The sequence below is a fragment of the Maricaulis sp. genome (genome assembly GCF_017642925.1).
Classification (GTDB): domain Bacteria; phylum Pseudomonadota; class Alphaproteobacteria; order Caulobacterales; family Maricaulaceae; genus Maricaulis.
The window spans coordinates 90278-113956 of record NZ_JAEPOL010000003.1 but is presented as its reverse complement, the minus strand read 5'-3'; the positions used below and the strand labels follow the sequence as shown (position 1 = coordinate 113956).

26 protein-coding genes and 1 tRNA gene are annotated in these 23679 nt (G+C 66.0%); 14 read left to right on the top strand and 13 right to left on the bottom strand.

Going from position 1 to position 23679, the window contains the following annotated elements:
* Positions 1 to 11: 11 nt before the first annotated feature.
* On the bottom strand, positions 12 to 1355 hold the full coding sequence (locus JJ918_RS03515; RefSeq protein WP_291883321.1) for a dicarboxylate/amino acid:cation symporter: 1344 nt from the start codon (positions 1353 to 1355) through the stop codon (positions 12 to 14).
* A gap of 159 nt (positions 1356 to 1514) precedes the next feature.
* Here JJ918_RS03515 and JJ918_RS03510 point away from each other — a divergent pair, with 159 nt between their 5' ends.
* The 4 genes from JJ918_RS03510 (at position 1515) to JJ918_RS03495 (ending at position 5192) form a co-directional block, all read left to right on the top strand.
* A complete protein-coding gene (locus JJ918_RS03510) occupies positions 1515 to 3011 on the top strand; it encodes a TrkH family potassium uptake protein (protein ID WP_291883319.1) in 1497 nt (498 codons plus the stop codon).
* A gap of 76 nt (positions 3012 to 3087) precedes the next feature.
* Positions 3088 to 3161, top strand: a tRNA-Gly gene (locus JJ918_RS03505).
* A gap of 99 nt (positions 3162 to 3260) precedes the next feature.
* Positions 3261 to 4181 carry a hypothetical protein gene (locus JJ918_RS03500; protein WP_291883316.1) on the top strand — a complete coding sequence of 307 codons (921 nt, stop codon included), beginning with the start codon at positions 3261 to 3263 and terminating at the stop codon, positions 4179 to 4181.
* A 6-nt stretch (positions 4182 to 4187) separates the two neighbouring features.
* Entirely contained in the window at positions 4188 to 5192 is a 1005-nt protein-coding gene (locus JJ918_RS03495) for an alpha/beta fold hydrolase (RefSeq protein ID WP_291883313.1), read from the top strand.
* Between the two features lie 103 nt (positions 5193 to 5295).
* On the opposite strand, the gene JJ918_RS03490 is transcribed toward JJ918_RS03495, so the two are convergent.
* The gene (locus JJ918_RS03490) at positions 5296 to 6645 is read right to left on the bottom strand and encodes a glycosyltransferase (RefSeq protein ID WP_291883312.1); all 1350 of its coding nucleotides are present in this window, start codon (positions 6643 to 6645) and stop codon (positions 5296 to 5298) included.
* 357 nt (positions 6646 to 7002) lie between these two features.
* A complete protein-coding gene (locus JJ918_RS03485; RefSeq protein WP_291883310.1) occupies positions 7003 to 7491 on the bottom strand; it encodes a histidine phosphatase family protein in 489 nt (162 codons plus the stop codon).
* 125 nt (positions 7492 to 7616) lie between these two features.
* Here JJ918_RS03485 and JJ918_RS03480 point away from each other — a divergent pair, with 125 nt between their 5' ends.
* The 4 genes from JJ918_RS03480 (at position 7617) to JJ918_RS03465 (ending at position 9236) form a co-directional block, all read left to right on the top strand.
* Positions 7617 to 8252 carry a peroxiredoxin gene (locus JJ918_RS03480; protein ID WP_271185622.1) on the top strand — a complete coding sequence of 212 codons (636 nt, stop codon included), beginning with the start codon at positions 7617 to 7619 and terminating at the stop codon, positions 8250 to 8252.
* A 140-nt stretch (positions 8253 to 8392) separates the two neighbouring features.
* The gene (locus JJ918_RS03475) at positions 8393 to 8653 is read left to right on the top strand and encodes a hypothetical protein (protein WP_291883307.1); all 261 of its coding nucleotides are present in this window, start codon (positions 8393 to 8395) and stop codon (positions 8651 to 8653) included.
* Positions 8650 to 9042, top strand: coding sequence for a hypothetical protein (locus JJ918_RS03470; protein WP_291883305.1), 393 nt, complete (start codon positions 8650 to 8652; stop codon positions 9040 to 9042). The genes JJ918_RS03475 and JJ918_RS03470 overlap by 4 nt, the downstream gene beginning before the upstream one ends.
* Positions 9039 to 9236 carry a helix-turn-helix transcriptional regulator gene (locus JJ918_RS03465; protein ID WP_291883302.1) on the top strand — a complete coding sequence of 66 codons (198 nt, stop codon included), beginning with the start codon at positions 9039 to 9041 and terminating at the stop codon, positions 9234 to 9236. The genes JJ918_RS03470 and JJ918_RS03465 overlap by 4 nt, the downstream gene beginning before the upstream one ends.
* 253 nt (positions 9237 to 9489) lie before the next feature.
* Here JJ918_RS03465 and JJ918_RS03460 read toward each other — a convergent pair whose 3' ends face one another.
* From JJ918_RS03460 to JJ918_RS03440, 5 genes are all read right to left on the bottom strand, one after another.
* Positions 9490 to 10596 carry an ABC transporter permease gene (locus JJ918_RS03460; RefSeq protein WP_291883299.1) on the bottom strand — a complete coding sequence of 369 codons (1107 nt, stop codon included), beginning with the start codon at positions 10594 to 10596 and terminating at the stop codon, positions 9490 to 9492.
* On the bottom strand, positions 10593 to 11519 hold the full coding sequence (locus JJ918_RS03455) for an ABC transporter ATP-binding protein (protein ID WP_291883297.1): 927 nt from the start codon (positions 11517 to 11519) through the stop codon (positions 10593 to 10595). Before JJ918_RS03455 ends, JJ918_RS03460 begins: the two co-directional genes overlap by 4 nt.
* Entirely contained in the window at positions 11516 to 12457 is a 942-nt protein-coding gene (locus tag JJ918_RS03450; protein ID WP_291883293.1) for an HlyD family efflux transporter periplasmic adaptor subunit, read from the bottom strand. The genes JJ918_RS03455 and JJ918_RS03450 overlap by 4 nt, the downstream gene beginning before the upstream one ends.
* Positions 12454 to 13095 (bottom strand): TetR/AcrR family transcriptional regulator, encoded by a 642-nt coding sequence (locus JJ918_RS03445; protein WP_291883290.1) that lies wholly within the window; start codon positions 13093 to 13095, stop codon positions 12454 to 12456. The genes JJ918_RS03450 and JJ918_RS03445 overlap by 4 nt, the downstream gene beginning before the upstream one ends.
* Before the next feature lie 70 nt (positions 13096 to 13165).
* On the bottom strand, positions 13166 to 13516 hold the full coding sequence (locus JJ918_RS03440) for a helix-turn-helix domain-containing protein (protein WP_291883286.1): 351 nt from the start codon (positions 13514 to 13516) through the stop codon (positions 13166 to 13168).
* Between the two features lie 73 nt (positions 13517 to 13589).
* On the opposite strand from JJ918_RS03440, the gene JJ918_RS03435 reads away from it, so the two are divergent.
* Complete coding sequence (locus JJ918_RS03435) at positions 13590 to 14147, top strand: carboxymuconolactone decarboxylase family protein (protein WP_291883283.1); 558 nt, start codon at positions 13590 to 13592, stop codon at positions 14145 to 14147.
* Between the two features lie 70 nt (positions 14148 to 14217).
* Positions 14218 to 14673, top strand: a complete 456-nt coding sequence (locus tag JJ918_RS03430; RefSeq protein WP_291883281.1) for an ABA4-like family protein — start codon at positions 14218 to 14220, stop codon at positions 14671 to 14673.
* On the opposite strand, the gene JJ918_RS03425 is transcribed toward JJ918_RS03430, so the two are convergent.
* The gene (locus JJ918_RS03425) at positions 14670 to 15152 is read right to left on the bottom strand and encodes a hypothetical protein (RefSeq protein WP_291883278.1); all 483 of its coding nucleotides are present in this window, start codon (positions 15150 to 15152) and stop codon (positions 14670 to 14672) included. The genes JJ918_RS03430 and JJ918_RS03425 overlap by 4 nt on opposite strands.
* Before the next feature lie 42 nt (positions 15153 to 15194).
* Positions 15195 to 16406, bottom strand: coding sequence for an RtcB family protein (locus JJ918_RS03420; RefSeq protein ID WP_291883276.1), 1212 nt, complete (start codon positions 16404 to 16406; stop codon positions 15195 to 15197).
* A gap of 538 nt (positions 16407 to 16944) precedes the next feature.
* On the opposite strand from JJ918_RS03420, the gene JJ918_RS03415 reads away from it, so the two are divergent.
* Positions 16945 to 17361 (top strand): MAPEG family protein, encoded by a 417-nt coding sequence (locus JJ918_RS03415; RefSeq protein ID WP_291883274.1) that lies wholly within the window; start codon positions 16945 to 16947, stop codon positions 17359 to 17361.
* A gap of 15 nt (positions 17362 to 17376) precedes the next feature.
* Here the strand turns inward: JJ918_RS03415 and JJ918_RS03410 are convergent, their stop codons facing one another.
* Positions 17377 to 18063, bottom strand: coding sequence for a tetratricopeptide repeat protein (locus JJ918_RS03410; protein WP_367277632.1), 687 nt, complete (start codon positions 18061 to 18063; stop codon positions 17377 to 17379).
* 103 nt (positions 18064 to 18166) lie between these two features.
* On the opposite strand from JJ918_RS03410, the gene prfA reads away from it, so the two are divergent.
* From prfA to JJ918_RS03395, 3 genes are all read left to right on the top strand, one after another.
* Positions 18167 to 19237 (top strand): peptide chain release factor 1, encoded by a 1071-nt coding sequence (gene prfA / locus JJ918_RS03405; RefSeq protein WP_291883270.1) that lies wholly within the window; start codon positions 18167 to 18169, stop codon positions 19235 to 19237.
* Between the two features lie 7 nt (positions 19238 to 19244).
* Positions 19245 to 20186, top strand: a complete 942-nt coding sequence (gene prmC, locus JJ918_RS03400) for a peptide chain release factor N(5)-glutamine methyltransferase (RefSeq protein WP_291883268.1) — start codon at positions 19245 to 19247, stop codon at positions 20184 to 20186.
* A 214-nt stretch (positions 20187 to 20400) separates the two neighbouring features.
* Positions 20401 to 21090: a DUF4167 domain-containing protein gene (locus JJ918_RS03395; RefSeq protein ID WP_291883265.1), complete on the top strand. Its 690-nt coding sequence runs from the start codon at positions 20401 to 20403 to the stop codon at positions 21088 to 21090.
* A gap of 224 nt (positions 21091 to 21314) precedes the next feature.
* On the opposite strand, the gene JJ918_RS03390 is transcribed toward JJ918_RS03395, so the two are convergent.
* Positions 21315 to 22718 carry an MATE family efflux transporter gene (locus tag JJ918_RS03390; RefSeq protein ID WP_291883262.1) on the bottom strand — a complete coding sequence of 468 codons (1404 nt, stop codon included), beginning with the start codon at positions 22716 to 22718 and terminating at the stop codon, positions 21315 to 21317.
* A gap of 178 nt (positions 22719 to 22896) precedes the next feature.
* Positions 22897 to 23670 carry an MOSC domain-containing protein gene (locus JJ918_RS03385; RefSeq protein WP_291883260.1) on the bottom strand — a complete coding sequence of 258 codons (774 nt, stop codon included), beginning with the start codon at positions 23668 to 23670 and terminating at the stop codon, positions 22897 to 22899.
* Positions 23671 to 23679: the final 9 nt, after the last annotated feature.

Below are 23679 nucleotides of genomic sequence, written 5' to 3'. Positions count from 1 at the left end.
CTAAGGTGCGGCTATGACCGGACTTCGTTTTGCGGCCGGGCTGCCAGGTCGTCTTCGTCCAGGGCGCCAGCCAGCCAGCGGTCCATCACGACACAGGCGACGAGGTCGCCGGTGACGTTGATCGCCGTGCGGCACATGTCGAGGATGCGGTCGACGCCCAGCAGGATGGCAACGCCCGAGGCCGGAATGCCCAGTGAGTGCAGGATGCCCGCCAGGATGATGATGCCGACCCCCGGCGTCGAGGGGCTGCCGATCGAGGCGCCGACCACCGTCACCACCAGCATGATGAAGCCCGGCGTGCTGAGTTCGACCTGGTAGATCTGGGCGATGAAGAGCGCGGCGATCACCTGGTAGAGCGCGGTTCCGTCCATATTCACCGTCGCGCCCAGCGGAATGACGAAGCGTGCGACGGCGGGGTGGACTTTCAGCCCCTGCTCGGCGGTCTTCAGCGAGAGCGGCATGGTGGCGGCCGAGCTGGAGGTCGAGAAGGCCAGGAGCTGGGCGCTCGCGACCGTGCCGGCAAAGGCCAGCGGCGAGCGGCGGCCCAAGACCGCAACGATCAGCAGATAGACGCCCAGCAGCACCAGCAGACCGCTGACGACGCAGAGAATATAGACCGACATGCCCAGAAGGGCGGAAATGCCGATCCGCATCACGAAATCCGAAATCAGGCCGAACACGGCAAACGGTGCCAGCCGCATGGCCCAGCCGACAATGGTCAGCGAGGCGTCCTGCACCAGCTGGATGATCTGGATCAGCGGGGCGGCGCGGCCGATGCCCAGCGAGGCGAGGGCGGTGCCGCCGATCAGGCTGGCGACCACGATCTGGAACATATTGGCGTTCAGCGTTGCCTCGGCGAGGCTGGCCGGGATGATGTCGGCGATTGAGCCGGCCAGGGTGGGCGCCGGCGTGGCGGCCAGATCGACATCGCCGGACCCTGCGGCGGCCGGTGCGACATCGCTCAGGCTGATGAAACTGCCGGGCTGCACCAGGGTCGCGATGGCATAGCCGATCAGCACCGCGATCGTGGTCGTCATCAGGAAATAGGGGGCGATGCGCCCGGCAACGCGTGCCAGCATGTTGGCGTCGCCGCTGGAGGTGATGCCCAGAACGATCGAGGTCGCGACCAGGCCGATCACCACCATCTGGATCAGGTTGAGAAAGATCTGCCCCGGCAGGCGCAGCCATTCGCCCACGACGGCAACGGTATCGCCCGGCACGGCGAGCGGCGAGCCGAGGTCCGGCGAGAGCAGGAGGCCGGTGCCGATCGCCAGCAGCATGGCCACAAGGATCTGCGCCCACAGCTGGCTGCGCATCAGGCCGCGGACGCGGATCATGTAGAGGCGCTGGACCAAGACTGTTTCTCCCGCCTGGCGGTGTCTGCCGCCGCACCGGCCGGTTGGTAGCGGATCGGCGGGCGAATGACGATAGCGGCACTTCGTCCCGCCGTCTGTCCGCGGGCGTGCTGAATTTTGAGGTGGCAGGCCGGAATGCCTTGGGAGTAGGTTGCCGGCATGAACAACCGGTCTTCAACGGGCGCGCAGGCCGGCCGCCGGAATGCGAGCGTTCCGGGTCAGGTCAATCCCGTCGTCTACATCCTCTCGCTTCTGGTCCTGGGGCTGGGTGCGACGATGGTCATCCCGCTCCTGGTCGAATGGGCAGCGCCCGAGGCACATCCCACCATGTTCGCCGTGCCGATGCTGGCCGCTGTGGGGACGGGGATCGTCCTGTTCGCCGCGACGCGCAGCGACGCCGATCTGGAGCTGGACCATCGCCAGGCCTTCATCGTGACGGCCGGCAGCTGGACGATCCTGCCCGTCTTCGCCGCCATCCCCTTCGTGTTTGCAGGGCTGAGCTGGACCGATGCGATCTTCGAGGCCGCCTCGGGCCTGACAACGACCGGCTCGACCGTGGTGCAGGGGCTGGACGCCTGGCCGGCCAGCCTTCTGCTCTGGCGCTCCTTCCTGCAATGGATCGGCGGTGTCGGCATTATCGTGACGGCGGTGGCGCTGCTGCCTTTCATGCGGGTGGGCGGCATGCAGTTGTTCAAGGCGGAAAGCTCCGACCATTCCGAGAAGTTCGAGGCGCGGGCCCACGTGTTCGTGGTGCGGATCCTGGTGATTTATCTGTGCATGACGGCGGGCTGCGCGGCGCTGTACGCCAGTTTCGGCATGTCCGGCTTCGATGCGATCAACCACGCGATGACAACGCTCTCCACCGGCGGATTCTCGACCCACGATGCCAGCTTCGCCTTCTTCGAGCCGCGCGCGCTGCACGCCATCGCGATCGTCTTCATGATCGCCGGTGCGATCCCGTTTGTGGCCTACATGAAATTCCTCGACGGCCAGCGCACCATCTTCCTGCGCGACCCGCAGGTGCGCTCGCTGCTGGCGCTGCTCGCCGGCGTGTCGCTGGTTCTGGGCCTGTGGCATGCGACCCAGTCCGAGGACGGGCTGGGCCAGTCGATCATCTACGCCGCCTTCAATGTGGTGTCCGTGGTCACCACGACCGGCTTTGCCAGCACGGACTACACCGCCTGGGGCAGCGCGACGATCGCGACCTTCTTTGCGCTCACCTTCCTGGGCGGCTGTACCGGATCGACCAGCGGCGGGGTGAAGACCTATCGCATCCTGGTGCTGTTCCAGGTCGTGCGGCGGCACCTCATGCTGACCGTCATGCCGTCGCGCGTGGTGGCGCGCACCTTCGACGGCCGCCGCCTGGAAGAGGACGCATGGATCGGTGTGCTGGTGATGGTGGTCGTCTTCCTGGCGACTTTCCTGCTTTTCGCCATCGGCCTGGCCATGACCGGACTGGACTTCATGACGGCGCTGTCCGGCAGCGCGACGGCGATCACCAATGTCGGTCCGGGTCTGGGTGATATCATCGGCCCGGCGGGCAATTTCTCCACGCTGCCCGATACGGCAAAATGGCTGCTCTCCGCCGAGATGGTGCTGGGTCGGCTGGAAGTGCTGACCTTCCTTGTCGTCTGCCTGCCCAGCTTCTGGGACTAGGTCTGCCAGGCGCCGGATGAACGCACTTGCACGCACCGGAAATTTCGCTGTATCCATGCGGATATCCAGCGCCCGGGCGGGTGTAGCTCAATGGTAGAGCAGAAGCTTCCCAAGCTTACGACGAGGGTTCGATTCCCTTCACCCGCTCCATCGCATCTTCCTGGCACGCCATCCGGAATTGTTGCCCTTCATCGTTGAATTTGCAGTTGAATGCCGTAGGCTGCCCCCGTTTTTCTACCGGGGGGATACATGCGGGGAATTCTGGCTGGCATTGCTGCCGCGGCAATGTCGTTTGCGAGTGCGCAAGCACAGGATCAACTTGAAGACTACGCCGCGCTGCCGCGCATCTGGGATGCCGAACTGTCGCCGAGCGGCGATCTTTTGGCGACGGGCTGCAGTCCGCGCGGAACTCGCGAAATCTGTCTCTACGATCTGGCAGGCGGCGGTGCGCTGAGCGCGATCCCGGCGCCGGATGGCGGGCGCATCACCGGTTTCTACTGGGTCAACGACACCTATCTGATCTACACGATCGCCGCGTTCCGCGAGATCATGACGGTGAACGGCCAGCTCGAGATCACCGTGGCACGTGCGGCCTCTTTCAACGTGAGGACCCGCGAAACCGCGCTGCTGCTGGACGACATGCCCGGCGCTTTCGTGCCGGGGCAGATTGTCTCTGCGCTCGTCGATGATGACGAGCATGTCGCTCTGGAGGCCATGTCGGGCCGGTGGAATAACCACCCGAACGCGTCGCGCCTGGGCTCGGACGCCCGGTACGAGACCACTGTCTTCAAGGTCAGTCTGGAGGACGGCAATCGCGACGAGCAGATTTTCGAGACCGGGCAGAACGAGTTCGTCGTGCTCGACGCACACGGCGTTCCGGTGCTGGAGGTCCGCATCGAAGACGAAACCGGGGAGTTCGACATTTACCGGGTCGCGGACGGGACTTCCCAGCGGATCTATTCGGAGGTGTTCGAGGCGGAATATCCGCTGATCCCCGGCTTCACTGACAATGGCGAGGCCGTTGCTCTCGACATCCCCGGCGTGGGAATCCGCCGGCTCAAGATCGCGACGGGTGAGTTGTCGGACTACGATCTGTCGGGAACCGGGTTGTCCGATGCGCACCTGATGGTGGACACCGTATCCCGCGAGGTGATCGGCTACAGCTCGTAGGGGGCCTTGCCGGAACAGCACTTCCTGCGCTCCGACTTCACAGCCCTGCGCGAGGAATTGTCCGGCATTCTCACCGAAGCCGTCGTCGAGCTACGCTCGTGGAACCAGACCAAGACCAAATTCGTGGTGATCGGCTGGGATGTCGGGCGGCCGCCAAACTACTACCTGCTCGATCTGCAGACCGGGGGGCTGGGACTGCTCGATACCGCCTACGCTTTCCCCGACGGCGGGGCAGGAGTGCGCGAGCGCCTGACCTATGCCAATCGTGAAGGCCAGGAGATCGAGGCCTGGCTGACGCGGCCGGCCGGTGCCCAGGGGCCCCTGCCGCTGATCCTCTTGCCGCACGGCGGGCCGCGCGCCCGCGACAGCGGCGTATTCGACTGGCAGGCGGCGTATTTCTCCTCCCTGGGTTATGCCGTTCTGCAGCCCAATTACCGTGGCTCGACCGGGCAGGGCGAGGCCTTCATCGCGGCCGGGATCGGCGAGTTCGGCACCGGCATGATTGACGACATGATCGATGGCGCCCGCCATGTCAGTGCCAACGGGCTTGCGGAGGCGGACTATTGCGCCGTCGGCGGCAGCTATGGCGGCTACGCCGCGCTGATGCTCGCGCTGGAGGATCCCGATCATGTGCGGTGCGCGATCTCCTTCGGTGGGGTGACCGCGCCCTTCGCCTTCATAGGCACGCGAGACTATTCGGACTCCTTGGTGCGCTACTGGGAACGCTATATCGGCAGCCGGTTCGACGATCGCGCTTATCGTCAGGCGATTTCGCCGGTCGACCGGGCCAGCGAGTTCTCCCAGCCGCTGCTGGTGATGCATGGCGACGAGGACACCGTGGTGCCGCCGGGCCAGCTACGCCTGCTGCGCCGCGAACTTGATGGACGCGGGAATGCCGAATTCATCATGCTGCCCGGGGAGAACCACTATCTGGACACACAGACGGCCCGAACCGCCTTCCTGCGTGCCAGCCGCGAATTCCTGGCCGAGCACTATCCCGCGGATCGCTAGATCCGCGGCCGCTGACCCATGTCAAACCCGCCCAGCTCGGCGAGATGGACGAGGAAGATCACGGCGAGGCCGCCCATGACGACAGCGATCAGCGTCCACGGGATCATCCGCGGGCCGCGCTCCGGTCTGACCGGCTGGCCGGCCCGCCAGCGGGCGAGGACGAAGACTGCGATACAGATCGCAAGCGCGATGAGGGTCGCGGGCAGGGAGAGGTACATGGGGTTTCCGCCAGCGAGCTGACACCGTGTTCTGTCTTTTCCCAGAGATAGGGGTTTTGCACGAGCTGCACCAGAGCGCGAACAGCAGGCACGAACTGGATCGACCAGTAGACGGGCAGCAGGGCCAGATCGGCGATCCGGACCGGCAGGCGCGCTCTGGCCATGCCTTCGACCGCGCCCATGAGGCCGCCGGCATATCCTGCGCCGAGGATCGACAGGCAGGCCAGGACGGGCAGTGACACACCTTGTTCCATGACAGCCGCTGCAAGCGCCGCGACGAGTGTCGGTCCGTGGATGAGTGCCGACAGGACCGCGCCGCCCAGTGTCATCACAAGCGGCAGGCTGAGCCGCCGGCGTTCGGCATCCAGTCCGAAATGAACCCCGAGCGTCTGCCAGTAACCTTTCAGCCAGCGCGCTCTTTGCGGGGTCCAGCCGCGCAGGCTGACGGGCGCTTCTTCTAGTGTGGTCGGCGCGATGAGACCGCAACGATAGCCCAGCCGGTGCAGGCGCACGCCCAGATCGGCGTCTTCGGTGACATTCCAGGCATCCCATCCGCCACTGCGCAGCAGGGCCTTCGTACGAAAATAATTGCTGGTTCCGCCGAGGGGGAGCGGCCAGTCGAGGCGCTGATAGAGCGGCAGCATGACGTGAAAATGCGCGGCATATTCCATCGCGAACTGACGTGTCAGCCAGGTCTCGCCCCGATTGTACCAGTTGAGCGGGGCCTGCAGACAGGCCAGGCCTGGCGGGGCGAGGTGGAAGCTCTCGGCGGCGTGACGCAGCTGCAGCGGATGCGGCCGGTCCTCGGCATCATGCACGGCAATGATCTCGCCGCTGCAAAAGCGCAGGGCATAGTTGAGCGCGCGCGGCTTGGTGCGCGGGTGTCCGGCCGGTGCGATGACGACACCGAAGCGGGTGTCGAGGTGGCACCGCTCTATGGCGGCGAGCGTCTCGGTGTCGTCCGCTTCCAGAACCAGACGTACTTCCAGCTTGCCGGCCGGATAGTCGATCGCCCCGAGCGTCTTGATGAGTTGGGCGACGACCGCAGCTTCGCGATAGAGGGCCACGATGATGCTGGCTTTTGGCAGGGCGCTCTCGGACAGGGCGCGACGTGGTGCATGGCGGGGCCTGGTCAGCGCGCCGGCCATGCGCAGCAGGGCCAGCGACAGACAGGTCGGCGCAAGTATCGCCAGTAGCGCGGCCGATGTGGAGAATGGCAGGACCGGTGATGCCACGATGCTGGCCAGGACAAGGCCGCAGAGCAGGCTGACCAGGTGCGGGAAGCTCCGGTTCCGGGCGCTCAGTTCCGGGCAGCGGCGCGACAGGCCGTCCGCGGCTTCGTCCGTCCACAGTCGCGCAAGAATGCGCGGCGGCGTGTGCGGCCGGCAGCCTCGCTCTGGAGTGGAGTGAGCCGGGGCGACGCGCGCCGAAGCGCTGCGTGATCCGGCTCTCCGGGGCGCACTGTGTGTGAACGTCCCGGCTTCGTCAAACCGCTGTGCGTCAATCCCCTGTGCGCCGTCCATCTTGCGCTCCGGTTTCACCGTCCGGAGGCATCAAAGCAGATATGCACGCAAAACGCGAGTCGTGCTGGATCAAGCCTTGGGGTTGATCACGAAGTCGAGGCGGGGCCGGGACAGATCGTCATCGTCGAGCATAAAGATGCTGGCTGTTGCCGTGGGGTAGCCCAGCGGCATGCGGGGTGTCTCGCCACACATCTGGGCCAGCTTGTGGGCAAAGCCGCCAATGCCCGGATTGTGTCCGACCAGCAGGATGGTGCCGGCTGTGCCGAGGACCTGGCGGGTGGCGCGCTCCAGCATCTCCGTGGAGGCGTGATAGAGCGCCATCGGATCGTCCATCTGCGGCTCGCCGATCTGCGGCAGCATCTGGTCATAGGTCTGCCGGGTGCGCCAGGCCGGCGAGACGAGGGCGAGATCGACGCGGATCCCCCGTCCGGCCAGCGCTTCGCCAGCGGCGGCACTGTCTTCGCGGCCGCGCGTTGTAAGTCCGCGCTGGAAATCGTTTTCCGCTTCCAGCCGGTCGACGGCCTTGGCATGGCGCATGAGGATCAGGGTGGTCGTCATCGTGTCGGTGCGGTCCGGATGTTGGCGCGGATGTAGGCGGTCCGGCGGCGGTCTTGCAATCGCGTGGCCGGAAGCGCACCTAGTCCTAAGGTGTTTTTGCCGCCAATTGAACCGAGGAGGACGACATGGGTCTGCTGTTGGGCGATATCGCCCCGAATTTCGACGTCGAGACGAGTGAAGGCGCAATCAATTTCCACGACTGGATCGGCGACAATTGGGTGATCTTCTTCTCCCACCCGGCCGACTACACGCCTGTCTGCACGACCGAGCTGGGCTTTACCGCCAAGCTGAAAGACGAGTTCGCCAAGCGCAATGCCAAGGCGATCGCGCTCTCCGTCGACAGCGTCGAGGACCACAAGGGCTGGATCAAGGATATCGAGGAAACGCAGAACTGCGCGGTGAACTTCCCGATCATCGCCGACACCGAGCGCAAGGTGTCCGAGCTCTATTCGATGATCCACCCGAATGCCGATCCGAAAGTCACGGTGCGCTCGGTCTACATCATCGACCCGAACAAGAAGATCCGCGCCACCTTCACCTATCCGCCCAGCGCCGGCCGGAATTTCAACGAAGTGCTGCGTCTGCTCGACAGCCTGCAGCTGACCGATGGCTACAAGGTCGCCACGCCGGTGAACTGGGAAGATGGCCAGGACGTGATCGTTGTGCCGTCGATCTCCGACGAGGAAGCCGACAAGCTCTTCCCCGCAGGCTACAACAAGATCAAGCCCTATCTGCGCGTGACTAAGCAGCCCAACAAGTAAGGCTGCACGCATCGCTGACGGTTTCGAGGCGCCCGGGGGATTCCCGGGCGCCTTTTCCCGGCCCGGCTTTGACAAGTATCCTTGACGACAAGCTCGCTTTACAGCTATGACAAGGGTGCTTTACAGCTTTGGAGGCCAATATGGACGATCGTGATCTGACGACCGGCGAGGGCGGTGCGCCGACTCTGGTGTCGCTGGCACTCTTCGCCGTCATCTTCTTTTCCGCCCTGCTTGTTGTTGAATTCGGCAGCGATCTGATCGAACCGTTTCGCGCGGCCCTGGCCGGCCTGCCGGCAAGCTTGAAGGCCGGTACGCTGGCGGCTGTGATCCTCGGCCTGATGGCCATCGCGCGGATTGCGGCGCTGCTGGGCTTCGGCGCGAACAGGGCGAAGGAGTCATGACCCCCGAAATGAGGCGTTACACCTGGCGCACCCTCGTCCTGATGCTGATCTTCACCGGTCTCCTGGTGGCGATCGACAAGACGCTCGATCCGTCGCGCAATGGCTGGCCTGCGGTGCAGGCCTGGCCGCTGGTCGGGCTCACCTGCCTGCCGCTCCTGGTCTATGGCTGGGAAGTGATCCGCTATGTCCGGGCGATCGACGAAATGCTGGCGCGCTTCCAGATCCGCGCGGCAGCGGTCGCCATGCTGGCCATGCTGCTGGCCGCCGCCGTGTTCGGTGTGGCGGAGATCTACGGCGTGATGGAGCCTCTCAACATGACGATGCTGCTGCCCATCGCGGCCGTGGCGCACAGTGTGGCCATCATGATCCAGCAGGCCCGGGTGCAATGAAGAACCGGCTCAAGGAGCTTCGCGGCGAGCACGGCTGGAGCCAGCAAGCCCTGGCCGACCGGCTCGATGTGTCGCGCCAGACCGTCAACGCGCTGGAGACGGGCAAGTACGACCCCTCCCTGCCGCTCGCCTTCAAGATCGCCCGCCTCTTCGGCCAGCCCATCGAGACGATCTTCGATGACGGAGAGGGTTAGGTTCAGCAGAGAACAAGCGAAACCGGTTGTCATCCCGGCCGGATGCCCGGCCTCGGGCCGGGCGTAGGGCCGGGACCCATAAACACGATCGTTGGCCGCCAGCAGGCGCTGCACCGACGCCGCAAATAACTCGACGAGCGGCGCGCTTATGGGTCCCGGACTTCCGCCCCGCCTTTGCGGGGCATGCATCCGGGATGACAAAATCAGGGAGTTCCAACTCCAAGCGGGCAGACCCTCGCCATTGCCCGAGGCCTCAATCCAATGTCCGGCGATACCGCAGCATGGCGACGGTTGCGATGACCGTGAAGATCACGGCCAGGGGCCAGATCTGCGGTACGATATCGCCCAGGCTGGCGCCTTTCAGCATGATCGCCCGTACGGCGCGGATGAAGTGTGTCGTGGGCAGGGCCTGACCCAGCGTCTGTGCCCAGGCGGGCATGCCGGCAAAGGGGAACATGAAGCCGGACAAGAGGATCGAGGGCAGGAAGACGAAGAAGGTCATCTGCATCGCCTGCATCTGCGTGCGCGCCACGGTGGAGAAGAGGAAGCCCAGCGACAGGTTCACCAGGATGAAGAGCGACACGCAGACCAGGAAGGCCGGCGCCGAGCCCAGGAAGGGTACGCCGAACAGGAAGCGCGCGCCGGCCAGCATGATCACGACCTGGATGAAGCCGACGAAGACATAGGGCGTTATCTTGCCGACCATCACTTCATAGGGCCGTGTCGGCGTGGCCAGCAGGGTTTCCAGCGTGCCGCGCTCGGCTTCGCGGGTGAGCGCCATCGAGGTCATCATCGCCATCGTCATGGTGAGGATGACGCCCAGCAGGCCGGGCACGATATTCAGCGCGGTGCGTCCGGCCGGATTGTAGCGGCGGTGGATGACCGTCCCGACCGGCGGTGTCATCTCGCCGAGCAGGGGAGCGAGGGCTTCCTGCACCAGGGTGGGAAAGGCGCCTGTGCCGGCGCCGGCGGCGACCGGGTCCGAGGCATCGGTGTCGAGCAGGATCTGCGGGCGGTCGCCACGCAGCAGGTCGCGCTCGAAGCCCGGCGGAATGGTCACCACGAACAGCGCCCCGCCGGTTTGCAGCGCCGTATCGGTCTCGGCCCGCGAGTGGGTGATGCCGATCAGGTCGAAATAGTCCGACGTTTCCATCGCCTGCAGGATGGCACGGCTGGCCGGGCCATTATCGCCCATCTCGACGAGCGTGGGCAGGTGGCGCGGATCGGTGTTGATGGCATAGCCGAACAGCAAGAGCTGCATCACCGGAATCCCGACCATCATGCCGAAGGTCAGCCGGTCGCGGAGCATCTGGATGAACTCCTTGCCGATCAGGGCGAGGATGCGGCTGAAACTGTTCATGTGAAATTGTCCTGCGAACCGGCCATCAGCCAGATGAAGGCTTCCTCCAGTCCGGTCTTGGCGAGATCGACACTGATGCCCTCGCGCCCGCGATAGGCACAAACCGTCCGCTCCAGCGTGTCCGCATCGCGTCCGGACACGTGCAGGGCTGAGCCGAAGCGCGCGATCTGGTCGACACCCTCGGCATTGAGGAGTTCGTCATAGATGGGCTGCAGTCCCTTGCCCTCGATCCGCCAGGTCACCAGGCCGACCCGTTCGGGAATGTCGGCGGAGGGCGCGTCGATCAGCTTGCGGCCATAGGCGATGAAGGCGATGTAGTCGCACTGCACCGCCTCATCCATGTAATGGGTCGAGACCAGAACGGTGACGCCCTTGCGGGCCAGCCCGCGGATCCGGTCCCAGAAGTCCCGCCGGGCCTTGGGATCGACACCCGCGGTCGGTTCGTCGAGCAGCAGCAGGCCGGGATTGTGCATCGAGGCCGCCGCCAGCGCGAGGCGCTGTTTCCAGCCGCCCGACAGCGTGTCGGCCAGCTGATGCGCCCGCGGTCCCAGATCGTATTCCTCCAGCGTGTCGGCCACGATCAGTTTCGGATTCCTCAGCGCATGCAGGCGCGCCATGAAGGTCAGGTTCTCGCGCACGGTGAGATCGCCATACAGCGAGAAGCGCTGGGTCATGTAGCCGACACGCGACTTGATGGTCCGGCTTTCCTCAATGATGTCATGGCCCAGCGCGGTGCCGCCGCCACTGTCCGGTTTCAACAGGCCGCACATCATCCGGATCGTCGTCGTCTTGCCGGAACCGTTCGGACCGAGAAAGCCGTAGATCGATCCCTTGGGCACCTGCATGTCGAAATCGTCGACGACGCGGGTCTCGCCGAAACTCTTGGTCAGGCCTTTCACATCGATGGCGAGCGTATCGCTCATGGTTGCGGCCTGAAGCGCAGCGGTGTTCCCGGCGGGGGCGGTGTGCCCTCGAAGCGTGCCTCGGCGCGATAGACCAGGCGGGCGCGCTCATTGTCCGAATAGATCACGGGCGGGGTGAACTCGGCCGCGTCCGCGATCGCGGCCAGGCGGGCGGTGAGGCCCGCGGCGCAGCCATCGCAATCCACCGCGAAGCGGTCGCCAATGGCATGGCCGCCAATCCCGGTCTCCGGAATGAACAGCACGGCATGGACCGCGCCATCGGGCAGCAGCTCATAGACGGGCTGGGCCGGGCCGGCCTGTTCGCCGGTAAAGCGGATCTGGCGATGCACGGCGGCGTCGGCGGGTGCTGCGACGGTCCGGCGGTCCAGGGCATCTGCGGCACGGTCGCGCTCGGCCTGGGCGGCGGCGATCTCGGCCTGCAGGGCACGCAGCTGGTTCTCCCGCGCCGGCAATTGCACCAGGCTCAGCCGCTGGCGCATTTCCGCGACACGGGCGTTGGCCGTCCGGGCCGCCGCCAGTGCCTGGTCCAGCCGGGCCTGGCTGACATGACCATCCTCGAACAATTCGCGTGTGCGGGTCAGCGCGTCATTTGCTTCTCGGGCAGCCGCATTGGCCTGGTCGAGCTGGTCCCGTGCCGCCTCGATCTCCGGTGAGCGGGCGCCCGCAGCGGCATCGTCGAACCGGGCCAGCGCGGCCTCGATGCGGGCCTCGGCTGTGGCGAGGGCGGCCCGTTCCGCCGTCGCGTCCAGCGAGAACAGGGTATCGCCCGCGGCGACATGCGTGCCCTCGCGGGCCAGGGTCTCGACAATGCGGCCGGGCGCGTCCGGAGCGATGGCGGTGAAATCGCCCTCGGCATAGCCGTGCAGCGTTTCATCGGGCTGGTCGCTGCAGGCAGCGATGCCCAGTACCAGTCCGGCCAGCAGGAGATGTCGGCTCAATCGCATCGGGCGTCCTCGCGGGGTTTGAGGCCATGGAGCAGCAGGTCCGACAGCGCGTCTGCGACATCGACCGGCTCCCTGAGATTTTTCGGATGAAAGTCGAACGCGCTCGCCAGCATCATGTGGCCGAGGCAGGGGCCGCCGATACAGCGCATCAGCATGTCGGCATCGACGGGGCGGAAAGTCCCGGCCTCGACCCCGTCGGCGGCCAGGGTCTCGATGGCGCGGCGTGCGGTCTCCAGAACCTGGTCGCGATAATGGGCGGCAATGTCGGGGAAGCGGTGGGCCTCGGTCAGCACCAGGCGCGGGGCGGCGGAAATGTCCGGGTCGGTCATGGCGGTGATCATCATGAAGATGACGCCGCGCAGTGCCGCTTCCGGATCGCGCGGCGCACCGACCGATATCAGGCGTTCGGCGGCCTTGGCCAGCGCACCGGCCGATTGCTCGACCAGCGCTTTCAGCATCGCTTCCTTGGACGGGAAATAGAGATAGACCGCGCCCTTGGAGAGGCCGGCCCGTTTGGCGATGTCTTCAACGCGCGCGGCGGTGAAGCCCTGTTCGACAAAGACGGACAGGGCGGCGTCCAGGATTTCGTCGGGCCGGGCTTCAGGCCGGCGGCGTCGTGTTTTCGTGCTCATGCCGATTTAATAACTGACCGGTCAGTTAGTTGCAAAGGAAATTTCCGAGGCCCGGCTGATCGGTCCTTTTCTAGGGGGTGGGGTCGCCGGTGTTCAGTGCACGCGCCCAGTCCTCTGCCCAGCCATTCAGGGGCAGCAGGAGGTCCTGCAGGCTGCGTCCGCGGGCGGTGAGGGCATAGCCGTCATCGGTCAGTTCCACGATGCCGGCCTCGATGCATTCGGCCAGGCGCGTATTGAGCACGCTGGGGCTGATCCCGGCCGCCTCCTGCAGCGCGCGGAAGCGCAGATGCCGGTCATCCCGCAGCTCCCACAGCAGGCGCAATTGCCAGCGCCGGCCCAGAAGATCGAGCAGGGCCATGACCGGGCGGCCGGACTGTGAAGCGGGTGTCGGTTGGCCGGGGAGGGGTGTGGATCGGGTCATGCTATTATTTTCGTAGCGCTTGAATGATTGTGTGCTATGAAATTCGTAGCAATGATCATCCCGGAGGTCCAGCATGTCCCGTATTGCCCCTGTCGAGCCGCCCTATTCGCAAGACGTACAGGCGGTTTTCGACCGCATCATGCCGGCGGGCGTGCCACCGCTGCGTCTCTTCACCACGCTGGCGCGCAGCGAGCGGGTCTACCGGAAATTCAACGCCGGCAGCCTGCTCGATCGCGGCACGCTCACCCTGCGCCAGCGCGAACTCGCGATCGACCGGACCTGCGCGCTCAATGGCTGTGCGTATGAGTGGGGCGTGCATGTCGCCTTCTTCGCCGAACGGGTGGGTCTGACGCCGGCCGAAATCGAGGCGCTTGCCGCACCGGCGATCAATGAGGACGACTGGACGGCTGAGGAAGCTGTCCTGCTCGAAATGTGCGATGCGCTTCATGCGGCAAGCCGGATACCGAAGGACTGCTGGGACCGGCTCGCCACCCATTTCAGCGATGAGCAGATCCTCGAACTCATCGCTCTGGCCGGCTTCTACCGGACGGTGGCCTATTTCGCGAACGGGCTGGAGATCGAGCCGGAAGCCTTTGGCGCGCCGCTGCCCGGCCACACGCCGGGCGCCTGACTGGCCCGGCGCGGCGAAGCGGTGTTAGATCGCATCCGCTTCAAGGGGCCAGCGGCAAGGGGAGTTGGCGATGTACGAGAGCATCTATCTGGCACTGCATGCGATTGTCGCACCGGCCTGGATCCTGCTGGCCGTCGCGCCGGGCTGGCGCTGGACCCAGCGCCTCGTGCACGCCGCCCTGATCCCGCTCGTCCTGTGCGCAATCTATCTGGCCTTCCTGACCGCCGCGATCGGCTTCGGACAGGCTGATCCGGACGCCGGGATGAGCACGCTGGCCGGTGTGATGGCGCTGTTCTCGCATCCGGTCGGCGCGCTGACCGGCTGGACGCATTTCCTCGTCTACGACCTTTTTGTCGGCGCCTGGATCGTCCGCGATGCGCGCCGCCACGGCATCGCCCACTGGATCATCCTGCCCGCGCTCTTCCTGTCGCTGATGTTCGGACCGCTGGGCCTCCTCCTCTACCTGCTGATCCGCAAGTTCAGCGGCAAGGGCGGCTGGTCGCTTGATGAGGCGGCCCTCTCCTAGCGCCGCTTCGGCAGCCGGCCGTCGCGCCGCGGGGCTTCGCCTGCCTTCAGCTTCCAGCGTTTCAGCAGGCCGTCGACCGGGTGGACGTAGAGCCGCCCCGGTTCGGGACCGTCGGCGAGATAATAGCGCCGGCTCCACAGCCATTTGCCGTCGCGTCCGACGGCCGGACGGTCGACGAAATCATACAGATGCTCCAGCACGTGCTGCTTCACCGTGTGGCCGGGATCGAGGTGCTCGCAGATCTCGGCATACACCTTGTCCCAGGGGCGGCCGACCTGTTTCTCCAGGAAGCGGCGCAGCGGCGCGAGATTCTCGTTCAGCCATTTGGAATGGGTGCCGTTCTCCTTGTGCTGGCGGCGCAGGCCCTGCTTTTTCGGCAGGAGGTCGCCGGCCCGGTCCAGCTTGCCGCGCGCCATTCTCTGCGTGCGCCAGCCGGCCCGCGGCCGCTCGACGATCACCTTGAACATGTCCTTGCGCATGAGAATGCCTCCCGGGTGGTGCGGGGGCAGGGCCGCAAGGCCCTACCCCTTCACGCAGACCACCTGCTTGAGCGTGTGGACCACCTCCACCAGGTCGGACTGGGCCGCCATGACGGCGTCGATGTCCTTGTAGGCCATCGGCGTTTCGTCGATGACGCCGGCATCCTTGCGGCATTCCACCCCGTCCGTCGCCTTGCGGTGATCGGCCAGCGTGAAAGCCTGACGGGCCTTCGAGCGCGACATGGTCCGCCCGGCTCCGTGGGAGCAGGAGCAGAAACTGTCTGCCGCGCCCTTGCCGCGCACGATGAAGGAGCGCGCGCCCATCGAGCCGGGGATGATCCCCAGCTCGCCTTCGCGGGCCGAGACCGCGCCCTTCCGGGTGAGCCAGACATCGGCGCCGAAATGGTGTTCCTGCTCCACATAATTATGGTGGCAGTTCACCGCGGCCTTGTCGGTCTTGAACCGGCCGAACGTGGTGCGCAGCGCGCCGAGGACGCGCATCATCATCGCTTCGCGGTTCTCACGGGCATAATCCTGCGCCCAGCCGACGGCCTCGACATAGTCGTCGAACAGGGGCTCGCCCTCCAGGAAGAAGGCGAGGTCCTTGTCCGGCACATGGAAGTCCAGCACCCGGCGGGCGAGCTCCTCGCGGGCCCGCTCGATGAAATAGGTGCCGATCATGTTGCCGGTGCCGCGCGATCCCGAGTGCAGCATCACCCACACCGCGCCGGCCTCGTCGAGGCACAGTTCGATGAAGTGATTGCCGCCGCCCAGCGTGCCCAGCTGACCGTCCACCTTGTGGGTGCCGATCTTGCGGTGCTTGGCCTTGATCGTGGCCAGCCGCTCCATCAGGCCGGAGGCCTTCAGCTGCGTCTCCACCGAGGCCGGATTGATCCGGTGATCGCCGCCCTTGCCATTGCCCACCGGCACGGCGCGTTCGATGGCGTCGCGGGTGGCCTTCAGGCTGTCGGGCAGGTGCGCGGCCTTCAGGCTGGTGCGCACCGCCATCATGCCGCAACCGATATCGACGCCGACCGCGGCGGGAATGATCGCGCCCTTGGTGGGGATCACCGAACCGACCGTCGCGCCGCGCCCGAAATGCACGTCCGGCATGGCCGCGACATGGCTGTGCACGAAGGGCAGGCCGGCGACATTGCGCAATTGCTCGATGGCCGCATCCTCGACGGGAACGCCGCGGGTCCAGGCCTTGATCACGCCGGAACGGGTCTCGATGGCTTCAAATTGCACAGACATGGTTCGTCCATCCCGCAGCACCTGCGGGACCTTTCTCTTTTCTCGTTGTGATGTGTCCGGCCCCGGAATTGGGCCCGAATTGGGAGGGTGCGTGTTGGGGGCACGCACCCTCCCGGGGCAGGGTTCCGGCCGGCCGCTGGGGGAGAGAGAGCCGTGGCCGGAACGAAAAAACCCTCCGCGAGCAACGCTCGGGAGGGCGGGTCACCGGGACTGTTGGGGGTCAGTCTACCAGGTGATCGCGGACCCTTCCGCGCGCGCAGTCACGGCCGGCCAGAAGGCCGAGCCTGGGAGGCGATATGCGGTCTGAACTGCGTTCATCATCGTCCCTCGTTTGCGCGCCCGTTCGCGGGCGGGTGGTGATCGGGAGGCGGCTTATGACGCCGCTCGCCTTCGCCTTCAAGACGAAATCGACACGGTGAGGTTGGATCGCCGCGATGTGTGACTTTTGAGGCACGTTTTGCACCCCGCTTGCGATTTCTGTCGCGCGGCCGGCCCGGTTCGCCCTAGTCTCGCGCAAACAAGACCGGGGAGGACGCCGATGTTTCAATCCATCATGACGCCTGTGCTCGCACTCGTCGCCTGGACGCTGGTGATGTGGCTGTGGATGTATGCCACGCGCCTGCCGGCCATGCAGAAGGCCGGGATCGACGCGACCAAGATCCAGCGCAAGGGCGATCTCGACGCCCTGCCTGTCGAGGTGCAGCGCATTGCCGACAATTATAATCACCTGCACGAGCAGCCGCTGATCTTCTACGTGCTGTGCGTCTACGGCCATCTGGTCGGCGTCGCCGACGAGCTGAACATCATGCTCGCCTGGGGCTATGTCGTGCTGCGCATCCTCCACTCGCTGATCCAGGCGCTGTGGAATTTCGTCCCCGTCCGCTTCGCCGTCTTTGCCGCCTCGTCGATCGTGCTGGTCGTGATGACGGTCCGCAATGTGATCGCGGTGATGTGACAGGCGCAGGCGGGCTCAGGCCATCAGGTTGCCGCCGCGATTGTCATACTGGGCAACCAGGTTTTCCAGCCAGCGCGCCTGCTCCGGACTGACCGGGATGCGGGCGCCGCTGTTGCGGGCCAGGTAGCGCATGGCCGATGGAAAACACTGGCCGGCCGCGTCGAGCATATGCTCTGGCGCAGCGTGTCGGCGGGCGTTGTCGAGTGAGTTCCAGGTCAGCCGCGCCAGCGAGTACTGCGCGTAGGCCTCGCCACCGCTTGCGGCACGCTGCCACCAGTCCAGCCCTGTCTGGCGATCGGGAGACGTGCCCTGGTATCCGTAGATATAAGCGGAGCCCAGCTCGAACTGCGCGGCAGGCTGGCCGGCATCGGCAGCGCGTCTCAGCCACGCCATCCCGACCTCGTCGTTGCCCATGCTCGACAGGAACGCAATCGCCAGCGTGTACATGGCGTCCCGGTCGCCCGCTTCCGCTGCGTCGACAAGATCGGCAGGCGGTTCATCATCCTCGTCCAGCAGATCGCCCATCGCAGAGACCCGCTCGCTTTCCTCGTGATGGACCCACATGTCGTCGACGGTGCAGGCAAGGGCTGCGGCGAGCCGGGGATCGCCGGCAAACCGGTCCGGATCGCCCTCCAGCCACCGGGCATAGCCATAGGCAGCACACGCTGCGGCGATGACCGCGAGCGGCAGGACCCAATGCACGAAGAACAAATTTCCTCTCCCCATTCCGGCATGAAAGCGCAATCCATGGCGATCTGCTAGTCGCGCATTCCGTATTTCGCCCTTTCCAGCTATCTATCCGCCCATGCACGCACCCGAAGCCCGACTCTCCCAGGTGATCGACCGGTTCGAACAGGTGGAAGCCCGCCTGGGCGCCGCGGGCGATCCCGATGAAATCGTCAAGCTCTCCAAGGAGCACGCCGAGCTGAAGCCGGTGGCCGAGAAGGCCAGCGAGCTGAGGGCTGCGCGTACCGAACTCGATGATCTGGCCGAGATGATGGAGGGCGGCGACGCGGAAATGGCCGACATGGCGCGCGAGGAATACTACGCCCTCAAGGAGCGCCTGCCCGAGCTCGAGCACGAGATGTCGCTGCTGCTCCTGCCCAAGGACAAGGATGACAGCGCCGACGCCCTGATCGAGATCCGCGCCGGGACCGGCGGCGACGAGGCGGCGCTGTTCGCCGGCGATCTCTATGCCATGTACCAGCGCTATGCCCAGCTGCGCGGCTGGAGCTGGGAGCTGGTCTCGGCCTCGGAAGGCGAGCATGGCGGCTACAAGGAAGTCATCGCCCAGGTGTCCGGCAATGGCGTGTTCGGTCGGCTGAAATTCGAGAGCGGCGTGCACCGTGTGCAGCGCGTGCCGGCGACGGAAAGCCAGGGCCGCATCCACACCTCCGCCGCCACGGTGGCGATCATGCCGAAGCCGGAAGAGGTGGATTTCGACCTCGACATGAGCGAGGTCCGCGTCGACACGATGCGTGCGTCCGGGGCCGGCGGCCAGCACGTCAACAAGACCGAGTCCGCCGTGCGCATGACGCACCTGCCCACCGGGATCATGGTGGTGTGCGCCGAGAAGTCCCAGCACCAGAACCGCGCCCGCGCCCAGGAACTCCTCAAGGCCAAGCTCTACGACATGCAGCGCGAGGCCGCCGCGGCCGAACGCGCCGCCGAGCGCAAGGGCCAGATCGGGTCCGGCGACCGCTCCGAGCGCATCCGCACCTACAACTATCCGCAGGGCCGCGTCTCCGATCACCGTATCAACCTCACCCTCTACAAGCTGGACCAGATCGTCGCCGGCGACGAGCTGGACGAGGTGATCTCCGCCCTGATCGCGGAAGACCAGGCCGCCCGCCTGGCGGCGCTGGAAGACGCCTGATCCGGCGATGACCGGGCCCTTCGACAAGCTGGTCGGCGATGCGAGGGCCGAATTCGACAAGGCGCCGGGCCTGCCCCTGAGCCAAGCCTGGCAAGGGCTGGGCCTGGCCGATATCCGGCGCGATCTCGTGCAGCGTCTGCTCGCAGCCGGGATCGGCGAGGCGGAGGTCGAGGCACGCCACATGCTCGCCCATGTCCTCGCCCCGGCAACGCTGGCCGAGGCCCTGGCCGACCCGGCCCTGGTCTCCTGGCAGCGTATCGCGAGCCTCGCCGATCTCGCCTGGGACCGGCTCGCCCGCAAACCGCTGAGCCAGGTGCTGGGCAGCCAGCCCTTCTGGACCCTCGATCTGGCGGTGACATCCGATGTGCTGACCCCGCGCGCCGATACCGAGACCCTGGTTGAAGCCGTTCTGGCCCGCTGTCCGGATGGCGATACCGAACTCCTCGATCTGGGCACCGGTTCCGGCGCCATCCTGCTGGCCCTTCTGAGTGAGCGGCCGGGCTGGCGCGGTACCGGGATCGATCTGTCCGATGCGGCGCTTGGCGTGGCACGCGGCAATGCCGGGCGCTGCGGCCTGGCGAATCGCACCCGCTTCGCACGCGGCCGGTGGTCGGACGGTCTGGCGGACGCGGCCTTCGATATTGTTGTCTCCAATCCGCCCTACATCGTCTCGGACGTGCTGGCCGGACTGGAGCCGGAAGTGCGCGACCATGAGCCGGCCATGGCGCTGGATGGCGGGGCGGACGGTCTCGACGCCTATCGCGACATCTTTCGTGATGCACGGAGAATCCTCAAGGAAAACGGTCTCTTGGCGGTCGAGATCGGCTATGACCAGGGCGCAGCGGTGAGCGCGCTGGCGCAAGCGGCCGGCCTCGCGGACGTCGCCGTCCTGCGCGACCTGGCGGGCCAGGACCGCGTGGTCATCGGATACAACGGCGAAAACCGCTAAAAGGGCTTGGAATGCGTGGCTTGCCGGTCTAGGGTCACCGACAAGGCAGGTGGATCGCGCCAGTACGGGGGTCTCGCGCGGCCGGATGAGCCACCTGCCATTATCCGGCCAATTCGACGATCAACGTGTTCGGTGGCGCACAGGCTTGCACCTGCAAATGCACAGCAAAGCCAGAAGTTTAGATAAGCATCGCTGTTAAACAGGGATAGGCGATATGAAGCGTCAACGCGGTCGAGGACGTAAGTCCGGCAATTCGGCTAACCGCAGCTATGAGAGCAACGGTCCGGAAGTAAAGATCCGTGGCAATGCCTCCCAGATCTACGACAAGTATCTTCAGCTGGCGCGCGATGCATCGTCGGCCGGTGACCGGGTGCGTGCGGAAAATCTGTATCAGCACGCCGAGCATTATTACCGCATCGTCCAGGCCAACCAGCCCAAGCGCGAGCCGGGCCAGGACGATAATGGCGACAATGCCGAGGCCAATGGGGATGATGAGGACAATGACGATCTGTCCTACGGTTCCAATGGCGGCAATTCCAACAATGGATCCGGCAATGATCAGGGCGGGGACCGCGAGCGCGAACCGCGCCGTGGCCGCGGCCGTCAGCGCCAGCCGCGCGGGTCCGATCGGGGCGACCGGGGCGGTGACAAGGAAGATCCGCTCGGTGTTGTGACGCCGGAAGGCGAAAAGCCGGCCGCCGAAGAATCCAGGCCGGACGACAAGTCCGACGCCAAGGCTGAAGATGGTGAAGACGGCGCACGCCGCCGGACCCGCCGTCCGCGCCGCACCAAGGCTGAAATCGCTGCCGACAAGGCCGCTGCAGAGGCCGCGCTGGAAAGCGCCAGCGCCTCGGCCGACGGCAAGACCGGCGGCGGGGACGATTCCGAAAGCGAAGCCGCCTGACGGGCGCACCGCATTGCGGACTGTGAAAGATGGGCGGCCGGTTTCCCGGCCGCCCTTTTCTTATCTGGAGCGTGATCAGGTGAAGTGGGAACCGGTTCACCGGTTCGATCACGCGACCGCTAAAGCAGAGCGTGATCAGGTGAAGTGGGAACCGGTTCACCGGTTCGACCACGCGACCGCTCAGGATTCTGGATCAGGAGCAATTTCGCAGGAAACGATCCTGTCTAGAGCCCCGCCCGGCCGCGCAGGCGGCGAGGCACCAGGCCGAAATCATGCCCGTCGCTGCGGGCCGCCTGGACCAGCACGGCCAGCGCCACCAGGGCCAGCAGCACTTCGGCCGCCGGGCCCGCCATCCAGATCCCCCATTCCCCGAACCAGACCGGCAGGATCAGTGTCAGCGGGATCGCGAACAGATAGGTGCGCGACAGGCTGAGCAAGGCCGCGCGCAGCGCATCGCCCACGGCCTGGAAGCAGGTCGACAGCATCACCGCCGGTCCGGCCAGCACATAGGCCGCCACGATCACCGGCAGCAGGCGGCCGACCTCGGCGATCACGGCCGGATTGTCGACGAAGAGCCCGGCCAGCCCGGTCGCACCGAAGCTGAAAATCGCTTGCGCGGTGCCGGCATAGACCAGCCCGCAGATCAGGCCCAGCCGGAGTGTGCGGGCGACCCGGTCGCGCCGTCCGGCGCCGAAATTATTGCCCACAATGGCCTGCAGCGCCTGCGCCATCCCCATCAGGCCGAGAAAGCTGAACGAGAGGAGACGCGTGGCGATGCCATAGGCGGCGACCGTGGTGTCATAGTCGTCCAGTGCCGTGTTCTGCAGCATGACCAGGATCGTGCCGGAGCCCAGCGCCAGGCCCAGGAAGGACAGGCTTTGCGGGGCGCCGAGCGCGAGAAAATCGCCCCAGCCCGCGCGCCAGTGGTGCCAGGGCAGGGCGAAGGCCGGCAGATCGCCGCGTCCGCTGGCGCGGAAGGCGAGCACGATGACAAGGCCGATTGCCTGGGCCAGCGCGGTGCCGATGGCGGAACCGGCGACACCCCAGCTCAGGCCCGCGATCAGCACGAAATTGATCGCCATGTTGGCAAGGGTTACCAGCGCGCCGGTGATCGCCATGAAGCCAACCCAGCCTTCCACGCGCAGGGCGGTGGTCTGCAGGCCGAGGGCGAAGGCCAGCGGCGCGGTGACGACGGTGATCTGCAGATAGCGATAGCCGTATTCGGCCAGTATGGCCGAGCCGTTTGCCGCCAGCCGCACCAGCGGCTCGCCGCCCAGGAAGAAGACCGCCAGGAGGGCAAGGCAGGTCAGCACGCTCAGCCCGTGCGCGCCGGCGAAGCTGGCCTCGGCACCGGCATGATCGGATGCACCCAGCTGGCGGGCCAGCACGCTGGCCATGCCGTTGGCCACGAGCGTGGCCAGGGCGATGCACATCATCACGATCGGGAACATCAGGGTGACGGCGGCGAGGGCATCGGCGCCGACGAATACGCCGAGGAAGATCGCATCGACGACGGTGAGAAGCCCGTTCACGCTCATCAGGAAAACGATGGGCAGGGCGGTCCTGGCAAACAGGGGACCGATCGGTCCTTCCAGGTATTCGGTCTTGCGGGCAGCAGTCTGGCTCATGGGTCACATCCCGGTCGGGCACCGCCCGGCGACCAGGCGGCGCGACATCCTGCACGGGCCATACGACGGCGTTCGCTTTGCCGCGAAGCCGTGCAGGACAAGTTGAATTCGGAAAGCGGGTTTCACCGGGCAGTCTCTCTGCCAGCGGCGGGCACCCAGGAGCCCGGAAGACGAATGGCTAGGCGGTCGCCCCGGTCCCGTCAAGCAAAACCGGATCGCCCACCGCGATACGGCCGCCCTGTTCGACGCTGAGATAGAGCCCGCAGCGGGTGTGGCCATAGTGTTCGAACAGCGCCTTGGGCAGATCGATATCCCGTTCGCCCGTATCCAGATTGACGCTGGTTGCGGCACAGCGGCCGATCGGGTCCCGGGCCCGCAGCACGGCGTCGCCGATACGGACATCCCGGCCGATCCAGTCGAACTCCGCCCAGGGTTCCAGCCCGTCGATCAGGAGATTGCCGCGGAACCGCACCGGGTCGAGTTCGTGCCCGGTCCGGGCCGCCAGATCGCGCACCGAGGCGGCATTGATCAGCGAGATGTGCGGCTGGGGAATATCCGTCATCGCCTGGCCGGGCGCAGACACGATGCACATCGGCCCGCGCAGCTGGTCGCCGACAAGCCCGGCCAGCCGGTCGAACAGGGGCGCATGCGTCGTCGCGTCCTCCAGGTCGACGGTGACGGCTTCCCCGGCATCGACGGCGACGGACAAGCGGTGGCCGGCATCCTCATAGCGGCAATCCAGCCGCGCCAGTTCTGCCTGTCCGGCGAGCATGAGAAAGTGTTTCTTCTTCACATGGCCGGGATTGTCCGGATCGAAGGGGCCGGGGCCGTTCTCGATCGCCCAGCGGCGGTCGTCGGGCAGGACCTTGCCGGCCTGCAGCGCGACGGCATCCATGCGATCAGGGCCCAGCCCCTTTACCGGAAAGCGGGTGATGGCGGTAAGCTGGGGCATGGCAATAAC

Bases quoted from the DNA above. Each gene is read 5' to 3' on its own strand.
- JJ918_RS03510 (WP_291883319.1), top strand. From the start codon at position 1,515: ATGAACAACCGGTCTTCAACGGGCGCGCAGGCCGGCCGCCGGAATGCG.
- JJ918_RS03500 (WP_291883316.1), top strand. From the start codon at position 3,261: ATGCGGGGAATTCTGGCTGGCATTGCTGCCGCGGCAATGTCGTTTGCG.
- JJ918_RS03485 (WP_291883310.1), bottom strand. From the start codon at position 7,491: ATGACGACCACCCTGATCCTCATGCGCCATGCCAAGGCCGTCGACCGG.
- JJ918_RS03480 (WP_271185622.1), top strand. From the start codon at position 7,617: ATGGGTCTGCTGTTGGGCGATATCGCCCCGAATTTCGACGTCGAGACG.
- JJ918_RS03475 (WP_291883307.1), top strand. From the start codon at position 8,393: ATGGACGATCGTGATCTGACGACCGGCGAGGGCGGTGCGCCGACTCTG.
- JJ918_RS03470 (WP_291883305.1), top strand. From the start codon at position 8,650: ATGACCCCCGAAATGAGGCGTTACACCTGGCGCACCCTCGTCCTGATG.
- JJ918_RS03465 (WP_291883302.1), top strand. From the start codon at position 9,039: ATGAAGAACCGGCTCAAGGAGCTTCGCGGCGAGCACGGCTGGAGCCAG.
- JJ918_RS03460 (WP_291883299.1), bottom strand. From the start codon at position 10,596: ATGAACAGTTTCAGCCGCATCCTCGCCCTGATCGGCAAGGAGTTCATC.
- JJ918_RS03455 (WP_291883297.1), bottom strand. From the start codon at position 11,519: ATGAGCGATACGCTCGCCATCGATGTGAAAGGCCTGACCAAGAGTTTC.
- JJ918_RS03445 (WP_291883290.1), bottom strand. From the start codon at position 13,095: ATGAGCACGAAAACACGACGCCGCCGGCCTGAAGCCCGGCCCGACGAA.
- JJ918_RS03440 (WP_291883286.1), bottom strand. From the start codon at position 13,516: ATGACCCGATCCACACCCCTCCCCGGCCAACCGACACCCGCTTCACAG.
- JJ918_RS03435 (WP_291883283.1), top strand. From the start codon at position 13,590: ATGTCCCGTATTGCCCCTGTCGAGCCGCCCTATTCGCAAGACGTACAG.
- JJ918_RS03430 (WP_291883281.1), top strand. From the start codon at position 14,218: ATGTACGAGAGCATCTATCTGGCACTGCATGCGATTGTCGCACCGGCC.
- JJ918_RS03425 (WP_291883278.1), bottom strand. From the start codon at position 15,152: ATGCGCAAGGACATGTTCAAGGTGATCGTCGAGCGGCCGCGGGCCGGC.
- JJ918_RS03420 (WP_291883276.1), bottom strand. From the start codon at position 16,406: ATGTCTGTGCAATTTGAAGCCATCGAGACCCGTTCCGGCGTGATCAAG.
- JJ918_RS03415 (WP_291883274.1), top strand. From the start codon at position 16,945: ATGTTTCAATCCATCATGACGCCTGTGCTCGCACTCGTCGCCTGGACG.
- prfA (WP_291883270.1), top strand. From the start codon at position 18,167: ATGCACGCACCCGAAGCCCGACTCTCCCAGGTGATCGACCGGTTCGAA.
- prmC (WP_291883268.1), top strand. From the start codon at position 19,245: ATGACCGGGCCCTTCGACAAGCTGGTCGGCGATGCGAGGGCCGAATTC.
- JJ918_RS03395 (WP_291883265.1), top strand. From the start codon at position 20,401: ATGAAGCGTCAACGCGGTCGAGGACGTAAGTCCGGCAATTCGGCTAAC.
- JJ918_RS03390 (WP_291883262.1), bottom strand. From the start codon at position 22,718: ATGAGCCAGACTGCTGCCCGCAAGACCGAATACCTGGAAGGACCGATC.
- JJ918_RS03385 (WP_291883260.1), bottom strand. From the start codon at position 23,670: ATGCCCCAGCTTACCGCCATCACCCGCTTTCCGGTAAAGGGGCTGGGC.